We start from the raw sequence: 17,658 nt of genomic DNA on the forward strand, positions 1-17,658 counted from the left end.
GCCTGGTCGTGGCCGTGCCCTATCTCTGGCTGCTGCTGTTCTTCCTGGCGCCCTTTGCGATCGTCCTGCGCATGGCGTTCTCGGACGCCGCGACCGATCTGCCGCCCTATACGCCGCATTTCGAGGGCTTCTCCCAGCTCGGCGAGTTCATTGCCGCGCTGGACCTCGAGAATTTCAAGCTCCTTGGCGACGACCCGCTCTACTGGCAGAGCTATCTTTACTCCCTGCGCATCGCCGCGCTGACGACGCTGATCGCGCTCGCGATCGGCTATCCCTTGGCCTATGCGATGGCGAGTGCGCCGAGGCGCTGGCAGGGCATCCTGCTGGTGCTGGTCATCCTGCCGTTCTGGACCTCCTTCCTGATCCGCGTCTACGCTTGGATCGGAATCCTGCGGCCCGACGGGCTGCTCGACACGGTCCTGACCGGCATGGGTGTCACGAGCGAGCCGCTTCGGCTGCTCAACACGGAAGCCGCCGTACTGATCGGCATGGTCTATTCCTATCTGCCCTTCATGGTGCTGCCGCTCTTCGCGACGCTGCAGAAGCTCGATCGCTCGCTGCTGGAGGCTGCCGCCGACCTCGGTGCCCCGGCATCGACCGCCTTCGCGACGGTGACGCTGCCCCTGTCCATCCCCGGCATCCTGGCGGGTTCGGCGCTTGTCTTCATTCCGGCGGTCGGCGAGTTCGTCATTCCCGATCTGCTCGGCGGCCCCGATACCGTGATGATCGGCAAGGTGCTCTGGAGCGAATTCTTCTCGAACCGCGACTGGCCGCTTGCCTCCGCCGTCGCGGTCGTCCTGCTGTTCGTGCTGGTCGCGCCGCTCGCTTTGCTGCAGCGGGCGCGGCTGACGCGGGGAGGGGCGGCATGAAGCGGCTCGGTCCCGGCTTGATCATGGCGCTGGTGGCGGGCTTCGCCTTTCTCTACCTGCCGATCCTCGCGCTCATCGCCTACTCCTTCAACGCCTCGCGGCTCGTGACGGTCTGGGGCGGGTTCTCGACGCATTGGTATGGCGCGCTGATGGCGAATGAGCCCTTGCTCACCGCAGCTTGGCTCAGCATCCGTCTCGCTTTCGTCTCGGCGACGGTCGCCACCGCGCTCGGGACCTTGGCCGCGCTGGCGCTCGCACGCTATGGCGCCTTTCGCGGGCGCACCCTGTTCTCCGGCATGGTGCTGGCGCCGCTGGTGATGCCGGAGGTGATCACCGGCCTGTCGCTGTTGCTGCTCTTCGTCTCGGCGCAGGTAGAGCGCGGCTTCTGGACCGTCACGATCGCCCACGCCACCTTCAGCCTCGGCTTCGCCTGCATTGTCGTGCAGTCGCGGCTCGCCGGCTTCGACCGTTCGCTGGAGGAAGCGGCGCGCGATCTCGGCGCCACTCCTGTCGTCACCTTCTGGACCGTGACCCTGCCGCTGATCTGGCCGGCGGTCGCCGCCGCCTGGATGCTCGCCTTCACGCTCTCGCTCGACGATCTCGTGATTGCCAGCTTCACGACCGGGCCGGGCGCGACGACCCTGCCGATGCGGCTCTATTCGGCAGTCAGGCTGGGCGTCTCTCCTGAGATCAATGCGGCCTGCACGATCATGATCGGCGCAGTCGCGCTCGTCGTCATTGCGGCTTCCCTGCTCCTGAAGCGCGATCAAATGGCCAGCGCTTGAACGGCTGGTGAATAGCCCCCTCAAGGGCCGTTCAGACGGAACCTGCGAATGTCGGTGTCAGGCAAGGGGATCGCCCGGGCCGCCACACAGGATCAGGACCATGTTCCGCAAACTCGCCTCAGCCGGCCTCGCGACCTTCATCATCGGCGCTGCGACCCTGGGCGCGGCAAGCCTGGCGGGGACGGGCTCCGCCGCAGCCTTTGACGGCCGCTGGGATCGCTATCAGGAGCGCCCGGCCTATGGCTGGCGCCCGGCACCGCCCGCGTTCCACGGCTATTGGGGACAGCGTCAGTGGCGCCGCTTCGGCGAGGACGACCGGCGCTATGCCCGCCCTCGTCACTACGAGAGCTACGGCTACGGCTGGCGTTGATCTCGTGTAGCGACAGCTGGTGATCATGGCGCGGGCGCGGCTCTTCCAGCCGCGCCCGTCTGCTATTCCGCAGCGGTGCGCTGGCTGTAGCCGAGCCGCTGGTTGAGTTCCTCGAGCAGCTTCTCGGCCGCATCGGCGATCACGGTACCCGGCGGGAAGATCGCGCTCGCACCGGCTTCGATCAGCGCCTCGAAATCCTGGGGCGGGATCACGCCGCCAACCACGATCATGATGTCGGGCCGGCCGGCCTTGCCCAGCGCCGCCTTCAGCTCTGGCACCAGCGTCAGATGCCCGGCCGCCAGCGAGGAGACGCCGACGATATGGACGTCGTTCTCCACGGCCTGCCGCGCGGCTTCGTCCGGCGTCGCGAAAAGCGGTCCGATATCGACGTCGAAACCGAGATCGGCGAAGGCCGACGCGATCACCTTCTGACCGCGGTCATGCCCGTCCTGGCCCATCTTGGCGACGAGGATGCGCGGCCGGCGACCATCGGCCTCCTCGAAGGCTTCAGTCATCATCTGCACGCGTGTCACCGCCGGATTTTCCATGCCGACCTCCCGCTTGTAGACGCCGGAAATCGACTTGATCTCGGCCCGGTGCCGCCCGAAGACTGTCTCCATCGCCATGGAAATCTCGCCGACGGTCGCCTTGGCGCGGGCCGCCTTGACCGCGAGATCGAGCAGGTTGGCGTCGCCGGCGGCACCATGGGTGAGCGCCGTCAGCGCGGCTTGTGTCTCGGCTTCGTTTCGCTCGGCCTTGAGACGACGGAGCTTGTCGAGCTGCTGGGTGCGAACCGAGGCATTGTCGACCTTGAGCACATCGATCGAGGCCTCGTTCTCCGGCTTGAAGATATTGACCCCGATGATCGACTGCTGCTTGCCGTCGATGCGTGCCTGGGTCTTGGCGGCTGCTTCCTCGATGCGCAGCTTCGGAATGCCCGCCTCGATCGCCTTGGCCATGCCGCCGAGAGCCTCGACTTCCTGGATATGACCCCAGGCCTTGGCTGCGAGTTCGGCGGTGAGCCGCTCGACATAATAGGAGCCGCCCCAGGGATCGATGATCCGGCTCGTGCCGCTCTCCTGCTGCAGCAGGATCTGGGTATTGCGGGCGATCCGGGCGGAAAAGTCGGTCGGGAGCGCCAGCGCTTCGTCGAGCGCATTGGTGTGGAGCGACTGGGTGTGGCCCTGCGTCGCCGCCATCGCTTCGATCATCGTGCGCGGCACGTTGTTGAACACATCCTGCGCGGTCAGGGACCAGCCGGAGGTCTGGCAATGCGTGCGCAGCGGCAGTGACTTCTCGTTCCGGGCGCCGAAATCCTTGACGAGCTTGGCCCAGATCAGCCTGGCCGCGCGCAGCTTTGCCACTTCCATGAAGAAGTTCATGCCGATGGCCCAGAAGAAGGAGAGCCGCGGCGCGAAGACATCGACGCCGAGACCGGCCTGCTGCCCGGCGCGGATATACTCGACGCCATCGGCAAGCGTGTAGCCGAGTTCCAGGTCCTGCGTCGCTCCCGCCTCCTGCATGTGATAGCCGGAAATCGAGATCGAGTTGAATTTCGGCATGTTCGCCGAGGTATAGGCGAAGATGTCGCCGATGATCCGCATCGAGGGCGAGGGCGGGTAGATATAGGTGTTGCGGACCATGAACTCCTTGAGGATGTCGTTCTGGATGGTCCCCGAGAGCTTGGCCGCCGGCACGCCCTGTTCCTCGGCCGCGACGATATAGAGCGCAAGAACCGGCAGGACCGCGCCGTTCATCGTCATCGACACGCTCATCTGATCGAGCGGGATGCCGGAGAACAGCGTCCGCATGTCGTAGATCGAGTCGATCGCGACGCCTGCCATGCCGACATCGCCACCGACGCGCGGATGGTCGCTGTCATAACCGCGATGGGTCGCGAGATCGAAGGCGACCGAGAGCCCTTTCTGCCCGGCGGCGAGATTGCGCCGGTAGAAGGCGTTCGAATCCTCCGCCGTGGAGAAGCCGGCATATTGCCGAATGGTCCAGGGCTGGTTGACATACATGGTGGGGTAGGGGCCACGCAGATAGGGCGGCAGGCCCGGCAAGCTGTCGACGAAGCCAAGCCCGTCGCGGTCGGCCGCGTTATAGATGGCTTTGACCGGGATGCTCTCCGGCGTCAGCCAGGGCTCCATTGCCGGGGCCGGAACCAGGGCCGCTGCCGGGGTGCGATCGTCGAAGGCGAGCGTCGTGAAATCCGGGATCGCGGTCATGGCTTTCTCCCGTCGGTCCTGTCCCACCAATGGTGGAAATGATGCACCGGTCCATGGCCATGGCCAACCGGAACCTGGTCGGCGGCAGCGATGGCTGCCGAGATATAGGTCTTCGCCTGGCCGACCGCTTCGGGCAGCGCCAATCCCTTGGCCAGGCCGGACGCGATCGCCGAGGACAACGTGCAGCCGGTGCCGTGGGTATTGCGCGTATCATGGCGCGGCGCGCTGAAGCGCTGGCGCTGGCCTCCGGCCAGGAGCAACAGATCCGTGCTGGTCTCGCCGCTGCCATGCCCGCCCTTCAACAGCACGTTTTCGGCGCCGAAGCCGATCAGCCTCTCGGCCTGTTCGTCGATCGCCGCATCGCTTGTCGCCATCGCGGAGCCAAGCAGCGCCGCTGCTTCCGGCAGGTTGGGCGTGACCAGCGTCGCGAGCGGGAAGAGCAGGCGGCGGATGGCGTCAATGGCGTTGTCCTCGAGCAGACGAGCCCCTGAAGCAGCGACCATCACCGGGTCGAGCACGATGTTGCGTGCCTTGTGTCGAACCAGGCCCTCTGCAACCGTCGCGATCAGTTCGGCCGTGGCGAGCATGCCGATCTTCACCGCCGCCACGTCGAGATCGGAAAAGACGGCGTCGATCTGCTGGGCGACGAAACTGGCCGGTACGGCGTGGATGGCGGTGACGCCCGTGGTGTTCTGCGCGGTCAGCGCGACGATGACGCTGGCGCCATAGACCTGATGCGCCGCAAAAGTCTTGAGATCGGCCTGAATTCCGGCGCCGCCGCTGGAATCGGAGCCGGCAATGGTGAGGGCGATGGGCGTCAAGGCACTGCTCTCCGTATCAGGCAGCCGCGATCGCCTGCGCCTGTTCAAGCGCGGCGACGACATCGGCTCCCGCAAAAACGAACGCGGCCACACCGGCCTGGTTCAACGCATGTTCCATTTCACCGGGCTTGCCGGCGAGCCAAACCGTCGCGCCCTGGGCGCGCAGCGCCTCCGAGGCGGCAACCGCTTCTGCCGCATAGCCGGCGTCCGAGCCGCAGAGGCAGGCGAGGCGCGCGCCCGAGGCCCGATAGGCCGCAACCAGTGCCGGAATGTCGGTCCCGCCATTGCCGGGGAAGCCGTCATGGCCCGGAGCCGAGAGGCCTCCGGCCTCGAACAGGTTCCGCGCGAAGCCGGCGCGCCCCGTGAAATCGGCGACAGGCCCCAGCGTCGCGAGGAAGACGCTCGGGCGCTTGCCGCGCTCCTGCGTCAGCACATCCGCCTTGTCGCGCAGGGCCTCGAACGCCTCGGCCAGCCGCATTGAGGGCAGCGCTTCGACCTTCAGCCCATCCTGTTCAGGAGCCGTCGAGGCATCCGCGCGCGTCGCACCCGTTGCAAGCTGGCTGATCAACACCGCTTGCTCCTGACCGGCTGCCCTGGTCGTGGATGGCGAGGAGCGTGTCCGCTCGACCGGCGCGATGTCGAGCACCTTGACCGGAGCCTCTGCGAGATTCGGGAACTCGCTGGTTCCCGTGATCGGCTCCCGGCGGGTCGCGATGGCCTTGGCGCGAATATCGCGCTGTCGGGCAAGGCCCTGCTGGACATGTCCGTTGGTGAGTGCCGCGACGATGCCGGGCCGGCCGTCACTGGCTTCGCGCTCCAGATCCTGCATTTTGGTCCAGGCCTGCTCGCATAGCGCCTGGGTCAGAGCCTCGAAACCGCCAGCCCCTGCGGCGGGGTCGGCGACGCGCCAGAGATTGGCTTCCTCCAGCAGGACGAGCTGGGTGTTGCGGGCGACGCGGCGGGCAAAGGCGTCGGGCAGGCCGAGCGCGGCGGTGAATGGCAGGACGGTGAGAGAGTCCGCCCCGCCTATGCCGGCCGAGAAGGTTGCGACCGTCGCACGCAGCAGATTGACCCAGGGGTCGCGCCGGGTCAGCGAGCGCCATGCCGTCTCGGCGTTCAGCACCATGGGCTTGGGATCAAGCCCGCACGCCTGCTGCACGCGCTGCCAGAGCAGCCGAGCGGCCCGGAGCTTGGCGATGGTCATGAACTCGTCGGTATCGGCGAGGAGGACGAAGGATATGGCGTCGCGGGCCTGATCGAGCGACATGCCGTCGGCTTCCAGCGCACGCAGATAGGCGATCGCGGTCGCCATGACCGCGCCGAGTTCCTGCGCCTCGCTCGCGCCAGCCTCCTGATAGGGGCGTCCATCGGCCGTGAGGAAGGGGCCTGCGAATCCGCGCGCCTTCAGTGCGTCGATCGTCTCGACAAGGCGGCGACCGATTTCGGGCCAGGAGGCCGCGAACACGCCCTGGCTGGCCAGGATGCCGATCGGGTCGAGCCCGAAGTCGATTGTCGTCGTCGCGGGGTCTAGTCCACGACGCTCGACAAGCGCGGCAAGCAGGAGCGCATTGATGCGGCCGCCCGCCGCGGGGTCGATCCGCAAGTTGATCAGGTCGAGCATCACGCCGTCGAGCGCGGCATCCAGCGTGGCGACATCATCGGCGACAAGCCCATAGCCTCGGGCCGCGCGGGCGCCGGCAAAGCTGAGAACGAGCGCGTCAGCGCCGCCTTCGAGATCGGCGAGCGCCAGGTCGCGGGCCTCTGCGGGGGAGGGGTGGTCGACCCGCGTGCTGACATGCCAGCGCCCGGCCTGTGACCGCGCCGGCCGCGTCTGCGGGCTGACTGCCGCATAGAGCGGTTCGATGCGGATGCCGTCGGCGGTCCGCCCGACGAGGCGCTTCTCGAAGTCGGCACCCTTCAGAACCTTGTCGACGGCGGCGCGCCACTGCGCCTGATCGGGCAGCGGAAAGGCCTCCATGAAGGGCAGATCGGATGTCGAGGCCGAGTTCATGCGCGCCGGTCTCCCTGCTTGCGGCATGCTGCAATTGCGAATGCGTGATGCCACGTGCGCAGACGCACCGCCATCCCTACTTCGTCCAACGCCGCGTGCGCAAACCCCCGGCCGAAACGAAAAACGCCGCCCGTTGCCGGGCGGCGTTCCGACCTCAAGCCGGAATGGCGATCAGACGAACTGGCCGAGCCCGGGAATCGCTCCGACGATCGCGCCCATCGCGTCTTCGCCGGCCTTTTCGCGGCCGACCGCGAACATCTCCTTGGACACGCTCTGGATCTGGCCCATCGAGAGCCCGGCGCCCATCAGTTGCCCGCCGAGTGCCATGACGCCGCCGCTACCGCCCATCAGGCCGCCAACCATGCCCATCAGGCCGCCTTTGCCGCCATTGGCGGAATCAGCGAGCTCCTGTGCGCCGGGCAGGGCGGACATCAATTGTTCGATCTCTGCGGCGGGGCCTTCCTTCTGCAGGAAGGCGAGGATGATGCCGATCGCCTTGCGGGCGAGGCCTTCATCAAGACCGGAAGCCGCCACGATGCGGGAGATCAGTTCATCCATCGGTTTGTCCTCTTCAAGGGGTCGGCCTGTGCCGCTGGGCGATAGTTTACATATTTACGATCTGAATCAAACAGGGTTCAGGCTTCCGCCGGTCGGCCCGTTTCGCTACACCCATCGCTTGACGCTTCGACAACAGCATAGGCGAATCTCATGGCGGATGACGGCACGATTCTGATCGGCAAGAGCTGGAAGCCCGAATCGCTCCTGCTCAAGCTTGCCAATCGTCATGGCCTGATCACCGGCGCAACCGGCACCGGCAAGACGGTGACATTGCAGGTTCTGGCCGAAGGCTTTGCGCGTCACGGCGTTCCCGTCTTTGCAGCCGACATCAAGGGCGACCTGTCCGGCGTCGCCGCGCCGGGCGATTCGAAGCCGCCCTTCCTCAAGCGCGCCGAGGAGATCGGCGTGACCTACCAGCCCGACCAGTTCACCACCGTATTCTGGGACGTGTTCGGCGAGCAGGGCCATCCTGTCCGCGCCACCATCTCGGAAATGGGGCCGCTGCTGCTCTCGCGCCTGCTCGATCTCAACGACACGCAGGAGGGGGTGCTCAACATCGCCTTCCGCATTGCCGACGAGCAGAAGCTGCTGCTGCTCGACCTCAAGGACCTGCGCGCGATCCTCTCCTTCATCGCTGAGAACGCGCAGTCGCTGACGACGAAATACGGCAATGTCACGGCCCAGTCGGTCGGGACGATCCAGCGCTCCCTGCTGGTGCTGGAAAACCAGAAGGGCGATCTGTTCTTCGGCGAGCCGGCGCTCGACATCAACGACCTGATGCGGACCGACCGTGACGGGCGCGGCGTCATCAACATGCTCGCGGCCGACAAGCTGATGGCCAATCCACGGCTCTATGCCACCTTCCTGCTCTGGCTGCTCTCGGAGCTGTTCGAGCAACTGCCGGAGGTCGGCGATCTCGACAAGCCGAAGCTGGTGTTCTTCTTCGACGAGGCTCACCTGCTCTTCAACGGCGCGCCGAAGGCGCTGCTGACGGCTGTCGAGCAGGTCGTCAGGCTGATCCGCTCGAAGGGCGTCGGCGTCTACTTCGTCACGCAGAACCCGCTCGATATTCCCGACACGGTTCTGGCCCAGCTCGGCAACCGTGTGCAGCACGCGCTGCGCGCCTTCACGCCGCGCGATCAGAAGGCGGTCAAGGCGGCCGCCGAAACCTTCCGCCAGAACCCCAAATTCAAGACCGAGGAAGCGATCACCCAGCTTGCGGTCGGCGAGGCGCTGACCTCGACGCTGGAGGGCAAGGGCACGCCGACCATGGTCGAGCGCACGCTGATCGCGCCGCCCATGGCGCAGGTCGGCCCGGTCTCGGCGCAGGAGCGTGCCCAGTGCATGCGCGATTCCGGCTTTGCCGGGAAATACGACACGATGATCGACCGCGAGTCGGCCTATGAAGAACTGATGAAGCGCAAGGGCCTGAACGCCGATGGCTCGCCGGTCGAGGCCTCGACTGGCGGCGGCGGCATCATGGATACGATCGGTGGCTGGCTCGGGGATGCCGTCGGCAATGGCGAGCGGCCGAAGACCGGCCCGGGCAGCCGGGGCGGGAGGCTTCCGCCCAGCATGACGGAAAAGATCATTACGTCGGCAGCCCGTTCGGCCGCCTCGACGATGGGGCGCCAGATCGGCTCGGCCATCCTGCGCGGAGTGCTCGGATCGATGATGGGCGGGCGAAAATAGCCGGCGACGCGGGGCAGCCATGCCGGCCGGCCTGCTGGCGCCGGCCCCGTGGCTTGTCATGATGATGCAACCTAAAATCCGCTCATGCCTTGAGCCCATAGTGAGATCGAGCGACATGCCCAAGCTTCCTGCGATTCTCTCCCGCCTCGATGCCGAACTGGATGCCTCGCTGGCCCGGTTGGCGTCGTGGATCGCGATACCGTCGATCGCCACCGATCCGGCCTATGCCGCCGATAGCCGCCGCGCCGCGGAATGGCTGCGGGACGATCTCGAATCGCTCGGCTTCAAGGCCTCGCTGCGCGAAACGCCCGGCCAGCCGATCGTCGTCGGCCATCGGCCCAAGCCTGGTGCGCCGCATGTGCTGTTCTATGGCCATTACGACGTCCAGCCGGTCGACCCGTTGAACCTGTGGGAGAGCGACCCCTTCAAGCCCGTGGTCAAGGAGATCGCGCCCGGCCGCAAGGTCATCACGGGGCGCGGAGCCTGTGACGACAAGGGCCAGGTGATGACCTTCATCGAGGCCTTGCGGGCGACGCTGAAGGAAACCGGCGACCTGCCGGTCGGCATCACCATCCTGGTGGAGGGCGAGGAGGAGTCCGGCTCTCCCAATCTGCCGCCCTTCGTCTCGGCGAATGCCGAGGAGCTCAAGGCCGATGTGGCGCTGATCTGCGACACCGGCATGTGGGACCGGGAAACGCCGGCCATCACCGCCTCGCTACGCGGGCTGGTCTATCAGGAGGTGACGATCAACTGCGCCGACCGCGACCTGCATTCGGGCCTGTTCGGTGGCGCCGCCGCCAATCCGATCCATGTGCTCTCACGCATCGTCGCGGCGCTCCACGACGAGACCGGGCGGATCACCATTCCCGGCTTCTATGACGGGGTCGAGGAACCGACCGCCGAGCAGAAGGCGGATTGGCAGGCGCTCGGCCTGACCGAAGCGGAATTCCTCGGGGGGATCGGCCTGAAGCACTCGATCGGGGAGAAGGGCCGGATGCTGATCGAGCAGATCCAGTCGCGCCCGACCTGCGACGTCAACGGCATCTGGGGCGGCTATATCGGCGAAGGCACCAAGACGGTGATCGCGGCCAAGGCTTCGGCCAAGATCTCCTTCCGCCTCGTCGGCAAGCAGGATCCGCAGAAGATCGCGGCCGCCTTCCAGGCCTTTGTGCGGGCGCGACTGCCGGCGGATGTCACGGCTGAGTTCGTAGCGCATGGCGCCTCGCCGGCGATCGCCGTTCCCGTCGATTCGCCGGCCCTGCTCAAGGCGCAGGCCGCGCTGACCGAGGAATGGGGCCGCAAGGCGGTGACCATCGGCTCGGGTGGCTCGATCCCGGTCGCCGGGGACTTCAAGCGCACGCTCGGCATGGACACTCTGCTCGTCGGCTTCGGTCTCGATGATGACCGCGTTCACTCGCCGAACGAGAAATACGACCTCTCTTCCTTCCACAAGGGCCAGCGTTCCTGGGCCCGCATCCTGCAGGCGCTGGGCGCATGAAATCGGTTTGTATCTTTTGCGGCTCCAACCCGGGCAATGACGAGGTCTACGCCGCCGGCGCCCGGGCCATGGGCGCCGAGATCGCCAGGCGCGGGCTGACGCTCGTCTATGGCGGCGGTGCTGTCGGTCTCATGGGCACCGTTGCCAATGCGGCGCTCGCGGCCGGAGGCGAGGTCCACGGCATCATCCCGCGCGCGCTCCGCGAAAAGGAGATCGGCCATAACGGGCTGACCCGGCTCGAAGTGGTCGACACCATGCACACGCGCAAGGCGAGGATGGCCGAACTCTCGGATGGCTTCATCGCGATGCCGGGCGGCATTGGCACCTTCGAGGAGATTTTCGAGATCTGGACCTGGGGCCAGCTCGGCATTCACACCAAACCACTCGGCTTCCTGAATATCGGCGGCTTCTACGATCCGCTCGCGACTTTCCTGGACAACACGGTTGAGGCCGGCTTCCTGAAGCAGAACCACCGCGCCATGGCCATGACGGATACCGAGCCGGCGACCCTGCTCGAAAGGATGGATCAATATGTTCCGTCCGCGACGTTCAAATGGGTGGAGAAGGAGGAGACCTGAGTCTCCTTCAACCGCCGCGCTTCCCCGTGGTCTGCCCTCTGCAGCCCGGCTCGGGCGTTCCCGGCCGGGTTGTGAACCTCACGCGTCGCGCGGCCCTGCCGACGCGAGCGGCCGCCTGAGCCGCCGGGTTCGGCTCAGCGGCTGAACCACCAGCTATAGCTGGCGCGCGGCGCGACCGGGGCCTCCTGGCGCCCGCCTTCGCCAAGCGCCAGAAGCCGGCCGCTGGCCTCGGTGATCCAGGAGCGGTGCTCGCTGATCGGCGTAATGGCGGTGAAACCGCCGCAAATCCGTCTGACGCGCGAATTCAGCGGGCCGCTCGACCAGCTGACGATGCCGACCAGATCCCGCGAGGCCGCCGAGCCGCGCAGGACGGGGCCGCCGGAATCGCCACGGCAGGCACCCGCGCCAGGCGTCTCGCCCAGTGCCTGCGTGTCGACCGCGACCTTCACCGTGTTCGACGTCGTGTAGTTTCCGGCATTGACGAGCGGCGTCTCCCGCAGCCGCCGCGCGGTGCGCTTGTTGTTCTCGGACGAGAGGCCATAGCCTGCCATCGTCACGGTCTCGCCCTGCCAGAGACCGCTGCCCAGCGAGAGTGGTTCGATATCGGCGGGAAGGGGAGAGGCGAGCCTGAGAACGGCGAGATCGGTCCCGGGCTGGGTGCGCGGCGTGGTGCCGGGAACGAAGCTCGGATGCGGCAGGACCCCGATCACCGGGTGGCTGCGCTCGCGAAAGCGCGTATCCAGGCTCACCACACGGACGGCCCCACCGCCCATCAGGCAGTGCGCCGCGGTCAGGACGAGTTCAGGCGCGATCGCCGCGCCGGAACAGAGCTCGCCGCGGCTGGTCTCGACCCTGACCGTCCACGCGCGCGGGCCATCGAGCCCTCGCGAAGGAGCGCCACCGACGACGGCCGCTGCCGGGGAGGCTGCCGCGCAAAGTGCTGCGGCAAGGGCAAGGATCGGAGCACGAGACATCATGAAGCAACCGCCGGGTTCACATTGCCACTCTATGGCCTGTTTCGAGCCAGTCCAGTGTTTCGATCAGCGACCGGTTGTCCAGGATGCGCTCTCGCCCCATTGCGACAAGGTGCGGTCGATCCAGTTTCGCTGCGGCGCGACGAGAACGCCCTGGCTGAGCAGGCCGCAATTCTTGCCCTTCGGGCCGGTGGACCAGCTTGTCACCGCGATAACACCGTCACTGCCCTGCCAGATCGGGCCGCCGGAATCGCCCTGGCAGGCGCCGGCGCCGGGACGACTGCCCGCACCAGCAGGATCTGCCGCCCAGAGCAGGATCTTCCCTGGTCCATAGGGCTCGACCGTCGCCAGAGTGGCGGAGCGGTAGGTGCCGGTGGTGCGGGCCTCTCCCTCCCGGGAGACCCCATAGCCCGCAAGCGTTATCTCCGAACCGGCGCGTGGCAGGCCGCCATCGATCAAGGCGGCGGGCGAGAAGCGCGACGGGAGCCGTGCGGAGAGGCGCACCAGCGCGAGATCGATCGAGCGGCGCCGCGCCGTGATCGCCTTCGCATCGAAGCCGGGGTGGAACGAGACCGTGGCAGGAGCGATCAGCACCGGTTCGCCGCTGCCGTCCTTCCAGTGGATGCGCAGCTCGACGCCGCCGTCGGCGCAATGGGCCGCGGTCAGGATCGTTCGCGGTGACAGGACGATCCCGGAGCAGACGCCGCCGCGCGCATTGAGAACCATCAGCGTCGACGCGGCAGACGGTCCGCCGTCGCGTCCGCCGAGCACGGCCAGGGCCGGCGTTGCCGCCAGAATCGCTGCGAGCGCGAGCCCGCCAGGGCCAATCGAACCTCTGACGCTCATCTGATCTCCTCTCCTCGTGTGCTGGGAGCGATAGCGCGTCGAACCGCATAATTGAACCTGCAATCGGAGCCGGCGGCTGACGCTGGAGGGGCTTTTTCGTCAGGCCAGCCAGCGGCGCGCGCGGCCGGCGGGACGCGGAAATGCCGGACTCCGCGAGACGGGCGTCTGCAAACCGAGATTGAGATCGTCTATGCATAAATCCGCAAGGTTGTGGGCAAGGGACAGGAATGGCGTGGACGGCTGGCGGTGCACTGGCATATCCTGACGATACGCGAGCCGCCCATTCATGGCGTGTTCAGTTGCTCGGGATTAGCGAATGTCGATGATGCCCGTCGAAACGATCTTCGCCCTGACACTGCTTGCCCAGCCCCTCCCGATTGTCACGATCGACAGCCAGGAGCCCATCTCCTGCCTGTCGGCGGACGAGATGCGCGAGGCGGTGTCGGATGGGCGGGTGATCCAGCCGGCCCAGGCCTCCAGGCATGCGCGCAACGCCGCGCCGGGCGAGGTCGTCCGTATCAGGCTGTGTCGCCAGGGCGATGAATTCGTCTATGTTGTAACGACGTTGAAGCGCGACGGTCGCGTGGCCCGGGTGACGCTCGAGGGCCAGTCCGGCAAGGTCTCAACCATTCGCTGAGCGGCAGCCTTCAGGCGAAGGCATCCGGCCCCGGGACATCAAGACAGGAGTGAGCCGACGTGAGACTGCTCGTCGTCGAGGACGACAAGGACCTCAATCGCCAGATCGTGACCGCGCTGGAGAATGCCGGCTATGCCGTCGACAAGGCGTTCGACGGCGAGGAGGGGCTCTATCTCGGAGAGACCGAACCCTATGATGCGGTGATCCTCGATCTCGGCCTGCCGAAGGTCGATGGCGTGACTGTGCTCCAGGGCTGGCGCCGGGCCGAGAAGACCATGCCGGTGCTGATTCTGACTGCACGGGATCGCTGGAGCGACAAGGTCTCGGGCTTCGATGCGGGCGCCGACGACTATGTCGTCAAGCCGTTCCATATCGAGGAACTGCTGGCCCGCGTCCGGGCGCTGCTGCGCCGCGCGGCCGGCCATGCCACCTCGGAGTTGACCTGCGGCCCGGTGCGGCTCGACACACGCGCCAGCCGGGTCGTCGTCGACGGCAATCCGGTCAAGCTCACCTCGCACGAGTACCGGCTGCTGGCCTATCTGATGCATCATCAGGGGCGTGTCGTCTCGCGTACCGAGCTGGTCGAGCATCTCTACGATCAGGATTTCGACCGGGACTCCAACACCATCGAGGTTTTCGTCGGCCGTCTCCGCAAGAAGCTCGGCGTCGAGATCATCGAGACAGTCCGTGGGCTTGGCTACATCGCCGCTGCGCCTGCCAAGGTCTGACGACGGTCCATGCCGGGCAAATCGCATCGCTATTCGCTCGGCGCTCGCCTCTTCCTGTCGGCGGCCGTGTGCTGCGCGCTGGTGCTGGCGCTCGCCGGGTTCGGCCTGACGACATTCTACCGCCGTTCGGCCGAGCGTGGCTTCGACGAGCGGCTCAGCGTCTACATCAAGGAACTGGTCGCGGATCTCGCCGCGCCGCCGGAAACCGAACGCCAGGCGATCGGTGATCTCGGCGAGCCGCGTTTCGATCTGCCGCTATCGGGCTGGTACTGGCAGATCGTCCGGCTCGACGGCGAGAAGCCCGTGGTGCGCACCTCGCGCTCCCTCGTCGGCGGGCAGTTGCCGAAGCTTCTCGACCAGCAGCTGACACCGAATGCGCGCGGCTTGCGTGAGAGCTATGTCTCTGGGCCGGACGAGAGAGGCCTGCGCATCATCGAGCGCGAGATCGATGTCGGCGAGGATGGCCGCTTCATCGTCGGCGTCGCGGCCCCCGCCGACGAAATCGAAGGCGACATTCGTGATTTCCGCCTGGCGCTGACGCTGACCTTCCTGCTGCTCGGGCTCGCGCTCGTGGCTTCGACCCTGATCCAGGTTCGCTTCGGTCTGCGCCCCCTCGTCAGGCTTGGGACAGCGGTCGGTTCGGTGCGAACCGGCGAGGCCGCCCGGATCGCCGGAAAATACCCGCCTGATCTTGCGCCGCTGGCTGGCGAACTCAATCAGCTCATCGACGCCAACCGCGAAATCCTGGAACGGGCCCGGACTCAGGTCGGAAATCTCGCCCACGCCCTGAAGACGCCGCTCAGCGTGATGTTGAACGAAGCCGAGGCAAGCGACCCGCATCTGCCGCAGACGGTGCGGAACCAGGCGGCGATCATGCGCGACCAGGTGCAGTATTATCTCGACCGCGCGCGGGCGGCCGCACTCTCCGGCGCGCTCGGCAGCGTCACCGAAGTTGCGCCCTCGCTCGACGCGCTGATCCGCACCTTCGCCAAGATTTCGCAGGGGCGCGGCATCACCGGCATGCACCACGTCCCGCCCCATGTCCGCTTTCGCGGCGAGCGGCAGGATCTGGAGGAAATGCTCGGCAATCTGCTCGACAACGCGTTCAAATGGGCGCGCTCGACGGTCGAGGTGAGCCTGGCTCCCGAAGCCGAAGAGGGGCGGATCGCGCTGCTGATCGACGATGATGGTCCCGGGCTGCCGTCCGAGGCCCTGCTCGACGTGCTCAAGCGCGGCCGCAGGCTCGACGAGACGACGCCGGGCTCCGGCCTCGGGCTCTCGATCGTGGTCGATCTCGCCAAGCTCTATGGCGGCGAGCTCACGCTCGAGCGCTCCCGCCTCGGTGGCTTGCGGGCGCGCCTGCTGCTTCCTTCGGTTTGACGGTGCCGACGTGACCCTTTGTCGCCATCGGCAGACATGATACGGCGTCAGCGATTGGCTATGAACGCGACATGCTGATCTGGATCATCTTTGCGGCAATGACGGCGGCGGCGGTTTTCGCCTTGCTCTGGCCCCTTGGGCGCGGAGACGCGAACGCGTTTGCCGAGGTTACCGACGCAAAGAGTCTCTATCGCTCCCAGCTTGCCGAGATCGACCGCGATTTTGGCCGCGGGCTGATCGGCGGCACCGAGGCGGACGCTGCGCGCGCCGAGGCCGGGCGCAGGCTGCTGCGTGCGGCGGACGGGGAGGCTGTCCCCACGGGAGACAGCGAGCCTGCGTTGCGTCGGCGGCGTGCAGCCTCGGCGATCGCACTGTCCTGCGTGCCGCTCTTTGCCCTTCTGCTCTATGGCGCCCAGGGCTCGCCCGAGCGACCGGATCAGCCGCTCTCGGCGCGGCTGAAATCGGACCCTTCTCAGGATTTTGCGCTCGCGGTCAGCCGCATCGAGGCCCATCTGGCGGCCAACCCCGGCGACGCGCGGGGCTGGTCCGTCGTGGCGCCGGTCTATTTGCGCCAGGGTCGTTACGACGAGGCGGCGCGGGCCTTCGCGGCGGCGCTGGAGCATGGCGGAGCCAATGCCGAATTGCTGGCCGGCCTTGGCGAGGCGCGTGCGCTTGCCGCAGGCGGCGTGGTGACGGCTGAAGCGCGCCAGCCCCTGACCGAAGCGGTCAAGCTCGATGGCGGCAATGCCCGGTCCCGCTTCTTCCTGGCGATTGCCAAGGAGCAGGACGGCGACAGTGCCGGCGCGATTGCGGATCTGCGCGCTCTGCTCGCCGATGCTCCAGCTGATGCGACCTGGGTCGGGACGGTGCGCCTGCGCCTGGAGGGGCTGGAGGCCGCACCGTCCACCGGCGCCTCGATCGCGGCGTTGCCGCCGGGCGAGCAGCAGCTCGCGATCCGGGGCATGGTCGATGGTCTTGCCGAGCGCCTCAAGATGGGCGGCGGCACCTTCGCCGAATGGACGCGACTGATCCGTTCGCAGGTCGTGCTCGGCGACAAGCCGGCAGCGCGAGAGGCGATCATCGCGGCCCGCCAGCGCTTCGCCGATGATGGTGCAGCGCTTGGCCAACTCGATGCCCTGGCCGGAGAACTCGGATTGCGGGAGCCCGCGCCATGACCGCCACAGAACCGTCGCGAGTCTTGGCGCCGCGCCGCGGGATGAGCCGCAAGCAACGTCGCCTTGCCCTGATCGGAGCGGCAGGCGCAGTCCTGTGCCTTGCCGCCGGCCTCGTGCTCTTCGCCATGCGCGATTCGATCGTCTTCTTCTACGGACCGACGGAAATCGCCGAAAAGGGGCTGCAGCCCGGCACGCGCATGCGGCTCGGCGGCCTCGTCGAGACGGGGTCCGTGTCTCGCGGGCCTGGCCAGCGCGTGACTTTCGCCATTACCGACAGCAAGACCACTGTCCAGGTGAGCTATGATGGCCTCCTGCCGGATCTCTTCCGCGAAGGGCAGGGCGTCGTCACGGAAGGCGTGCTTGAGGCCGCAGGCCGGTTCCGAGCGGATTCGGTTCTCGCCAAGCATGACGAAACCTACATGCCGCGCGAAGTCGCGGACGCACTGAAGAAGCAAGGCCATTGGCAGCCCGGCGACGCCGGTGCGCAGAAGCCGCAGCGGTGAGG

Annotated in this window: 16 protein-coding genes and 1 pseudogene; 11 read left to right on the forward strand and 6 right to left on the reverse strand. The window is 67.0% G+C overall.

Annotated features, from left to right (window positions below; genetic code table 11):
- The first annotated feature begins 2 nt into the window (after positions 1-2).
- The 3 genes from AB4118_RS07445 to AB4118_RS07455 all read left to right on the forward strand — a co-directional run bounded on the left by AB4118_RS07445 (position 3) and on the right by AB4118_RS07455 (position 2,024).
- On the forward strand, positions 3-869 hold the full coding sequence (locus AB4118_RS07445; RefSeq protein ID WP_441489233.1) for an ABC transporter permease subunit: 867 nt from the start codon (positions 3-5) through the stop codon (positions 867-869).
- Positions 866-1,654, forward strand: coding sequence for an ABC transporter permease (locus AB4118_RS07450; protein WP_441489134.1), 789 nt, complete (start codon positions 866-868; stop codon positions 1,652-1,654). Before AB4118_RS07445 ends, AB4118_RS07450 begins: the two co-directional genes overlap by 4 nt.
- Positions 1,655-1,754: 100 nt before the next feature.
- On the forward strand, positions 1,755-2,024 hold the full coding sequence (locus AB4118_RS07455) for a hypothetical protein (protein WP_069877276.1): 270 nt from the start codon (positions 1,755-1,757) through the stop codon (positions 2,022-2,024).
- A gap of 62 nt (positions 2,025-2,086) precedes the next feature.
- Here the strand turns inward: AB4118_RS07455 and scpA are convergent, their stop codons facing one another.
- The 4 genes from scpA to AB4118_RS07475 form a co-directional block, all read right to left on the reverse strand.
- Positions 2,087-4,255 carry a methylmalonyl-CoA mutase gene (gene scpA / locus AB4118_RS07460; protein WP_441489135.1) on the reverse strand — a complete coding sequence of 723 codons (2,169 nt, stop codon included), beginning with the start codon at positions 4,253-4,255 and terminating at the stop codon, positions 2,087-2,089.
- Entirely contained in the window at positions 4,252-5,076 is an 825-nt protein-coding gene (gene thiD / locus AB4118_RS07465) for a bifunctional hydroxymethylpyrimidine kinase/phosphomethylpyrimidine kinase (protein ID WP_441489136.1), read from the reverse strand. The genes scpA and thiD overlap by 4 nt, the downstream gene beginning before the upstream one ends.
- Before the next feature lie 16 nt (positions 5,077-5,092).
- Complete coding sequence (locus AB4118_RS07470; protein WP_441489137.1) at positions 5,093-7,087, reverse strand: methylmalonyl-CoA mutase family protein; 1,995 nt, start codon at positions 7,085-7,087, stop codon at positions 5,093-5,095.
- Between the two features lie 171 nt (positions 7,088-7,258).
- Positions 7,259-7,645 carry a DUF2267 domain-containing protein gene (locus AB4118_RS07475; protein WP_441489138.1) on the reverse strand — a complete coding sequence of 129 codons (387 nt, stop codon included), beginning with the start codon at positions 7,643-7,645 and terminating at the stop codon, positions 7,259-7,261.
- Between the two features lie 150 nt (positions 7,646-7,795).
- On the opposite strand from AB4118_RS07475, the gene AB4118_RS07480 reads away from it, so the two are divergent.
- The 3 genes from AB4118_RS07480 (at position 7,796) to AB4118_RS07490 (ending at position 11,413) form a co-directional block, all read left to right on the forward strand.
- Positions 7,796-9,337 carry a helicase HerA-like domain-containing protein gene (locus tag AB4118_RS07480; protein ID WP_441489139.1) on the forward strand — a complete coding sequence of 514 codons (1,542 nt, stop codon included), beginning with the start codon at positions 7,796-7,798 and terminating at the stop codon, positions 9,335-9,337.
- 115 nt (positions 9,338-9,452) lie between these two features.
- Complete coding sequence (locus tag AB4118_RS07485) at positions 9,453-10,835, forward strand: dipeptidase (protein ID WP_441489140.1); 1,383 nt, start codon at positions 9,453-9,455, stop codon at positions 10,833-10,835.
- Positions 10,832-11,413, forward strand: coding sequence for an LOG family protein (locus AB4118_RS07490; protein ID WP_069877270.1), 582 nt, complete (start codon positions 10,832-10,834; stop codon positions 11,411-11,413). Before AB4118_RS07485 ends, AB4118_RS07490 begins: the two co-directional genes overlap by 4 nt.
- Positions 11,414-11,547: 134 nt before the next feature.
- On the opposite strand, the gene AB4118_RS07495 is transcribed toward AB4118_RS07490, so the two are convergent.
- Both AB4118_RS07495 and AB4118_RS07500 read right to left on the reverse strand, forming a co-directional pair.
- On the reverse strand, positions 11,548-12,390 hold the full coding sequence (locus AB4118_RS07495; RefSeq protein WP_441489141.1) for a S1 family peptidase: 843 nt from the start codon (positions 12,388-12,390) through the stop codon (positions 11,548-11,550).
- Positions 12,391-12,453: 63 nt separating this feature from the next.
- A complete protein-coding gene (locus AB4118_RS07500; protein ID WP_441489142.1) occupies positions 12,454-13,233 on the reverse strand; it encodes a S1 family peptidase in 780 nt (259 codons plus the stop codon).
- A gap of 316 nt (positions 13,234-13,549) precedes the next feature.
- Between AB4118_RS07500 and AB4118_RS07505 the strand changes: the two genes are divergently transcribed.
- The 5 genes and pseudogenes from AB4118_RS07505 to ccmE all read left to right on the forward strand — a co-directional run bounded on the left by AB4118_RS07505 (position 13,550) and on the right by ccmE (position 17,656).
- On the forward strand, positions 13,550-13,870 hold the full coding sequence (locus AB4118_RS07505) for a PepSY domain-containing protein (protein ID WP_441489143.1): 321 nt from the start codon (positions 13,550-13,552) through the stop codon (positions 13,868-13,870).
- A 59-nt stretch (positions 13,871-13,929) separates the two neighbouring features.
- The gene (locus AB4118_RS07510) at positions 13,930-14,598 is read left to right on the forward strand and encodes a response regulator transcription factor (protein ID WP_043241156.1); all 669 of its coding nucleotides are present in this window, start codon (positions 13,930-13,932) and stop codon (positions 14,596-14,598) included.
- Positions 14,599-14,607: 9 nt separating this feature from the next.
- Entirely contained in the window at positions 14,608-15,978 is a 1,371-nt protein-coding gene (locus AB4118_RS07515; protein ID WP_441489144.1) for a sensor histidine kinase, read from the forward strand.
- Positions 15,979-16,076: 98 nt separating this feature from the next.
- Positions 16,077-16,346: pseudogene (ccmI, locus tag AB4118_RS07520) on the forward strand (c-type cytochrome biogenesis protein CcmI); the annotation flags it as partial.
- Positions 16,347-17,194: 848 nt separating this feature from the next.
- Positions 17,195-17,656 (forward strand): cytochrome c maturation protein CcmE, encoded by a 462-nt coding sequence (ccmE, locus tag AB4118_RS07525; protein WP_441489234.1) that lies wholly within the window; start codon positions 17,195-17,197, stop codon positions 17,654-17,656.
- Positions 17,657-17,658: the final 2 nt, after the last annotated feature.

The organism is Allobosea sp. 2RAB26 (genome assembly GCF_052115465.1).
In the GTDB taxonomy this organism is placed as follows: domain Bacteria; phylum Pseudomonadota; class Alphaproteobacteria; order Rhizobiales; family Beijerinckiaceae; genus Allobosea.

Excerpts from the sequence above, each read along its gene's own strand:
- AB4118_RS07450 (WP_441489134.1), top strand. The coding sequence starts at position 866 with ATGAAGCGGCTCGGTCCCGGCTTGATCATGGCGCTGGTGGCGGGCTTC.
- AB4118_RS07455 (WP_069877276.1), top strand. The coding sequence starts at position 1,755 with ATGTTCCGCAAACTCGCCTCAGCCGGCCTCGCGACCTTCATCATCGGC.
- scpA (WP_441489135.1), bottom strand. The coding sequence starts at position 4,255 with ATGACCGCGATCCCGGATTTCACGACGCTCGCCTTCGACGATCGCACC.
- AB4118_RS07470 (WP_441489137.1), bottom strand. The coding sequence starts at position 7,087 with ATGAACTCGGCCTCGACATCCGATCTGCCCTTCATGGAGGCCTTTCCG.
- AB4118_RS07475 (WP_441489138.1), bottom strand. The coding sequence starts at position 7,645 with ATGGATGAACTGATCTCCCGCATCGTGGCGGCTTCCGGTCTTGATGAA.
- AB4118_RS07480 (WP_441489139.1), top strand. The coding sequence starts at position 7,796 with ATGGCGGATGACGGCACGATTCTGATCGGCAAGAGCTGGAAGCCCGAA.
- AB4118_RS07485 (WP_441489140.1), top strand. The coding sequence starts at position 9,453 with ATGCCCAAGCTTCCTGCGATTCTCTCCCGCCTCGATGCCGAACTGGAT.
- AB4118_RS07490 (WP_069877270.1), top strand. The coding sequence starts at position 10,832 with ATGAAATCGGTTTGTATCTTTTGCGGCTCCAACCCGGGCAATGACGAG.
- AB4118_RS07495 (WP_441489141.1), bottom strand. The coding sequence starts at position 12,390 with ATGATGTCTCGTGCTCCGATCCTTGCCCTTGCCGCAGCACTTTGCGCG.
- AB4118_RS07500 (WP_441489142.1), bottom strand. The coding sequence starts at position 13,233 with ATGAGCGTCAGAGGTTCGATTGGCCCTGGCGGGCTCGCGCTCGCAGCG.
- AB4118_RS07505 (WP_441489143.1), top strand. The coding sequence starts at position 13,550 with ATGTCGATGATGCCCGTCGAAACGATCTTCGCCCTGACACTGCTTGCC.
- AB4118_RS07515 (WP_441489144.1), top strand. The coding sequence starts at position 14,608 with ATGCCGGGCAAATCGCATCGCTATTCGCTCGGCGCTCGCCTCTTCCTG.
- ccmE (WP_441489234.1), top strand. The coding sequence starts at position 17,195 with ATGAGCCGCAAGCAACGTCGCCTTGCCCTGATCGGAGCGGCAGGCGCA.